This window comes from Phocaeicola acetigenes (assembly GCF_027529745.1).
GTDB classification, from domain to species: Bacteria; Bacteroidota; Bacteroidia; order Bacteroidales; family Bacteroidaceae; genus Phocaeicola; species Phocaeicola acetigenes.
Window position 1 is genome coordinate 1 of record NZ_JAPZVM010000037.1, and the last position, 280, is coordinate 280.

General features: G+C 46.4%; 1 tRNA gene and 1 rRNA gene. Both read right to left on the reverse strand.

What is annotated here, in order from left to right:
- Positions 1-5: 5 nt before the first annotated feature.
- Positions 6-79 (reverse strand) — tRNA-Ile (locus O6P32_RS13605).
- Between the two features lie 115 nt (positions 80-194).
- Positions 195-280: ribosomal RNA gene (locus O6P32_RS13610) — 16S ribosomal RNA — on the reverse strand; the annotation flags it as partial.

The window sequence follows — 280 nt, forward strand, 5'->3', positions numbered from 1 at the left end:
CATCGTAGTCCCAGGCAGAGTTGAACTGCCGACCTCTACATTATCAGTGTAGCGCTCTAACCAACTGAGCTATAGGACTAGCTTCTGGATTCAGTTCAACCTTGTCTTGATCAGACTCGGCTTCTTCTTTCTCTCTTTATATCTTATAAACAAACAGGCACAAAGAATAACCTCGAAAGAAACATTCTCTCCAGAAAGGAGGTGTTCCAGCCGCACCTTCCGGTACGGCTACCTTGTTACGACTTAGCCCCAATTACCAGTTTTACCCTAGGGCGCTCCT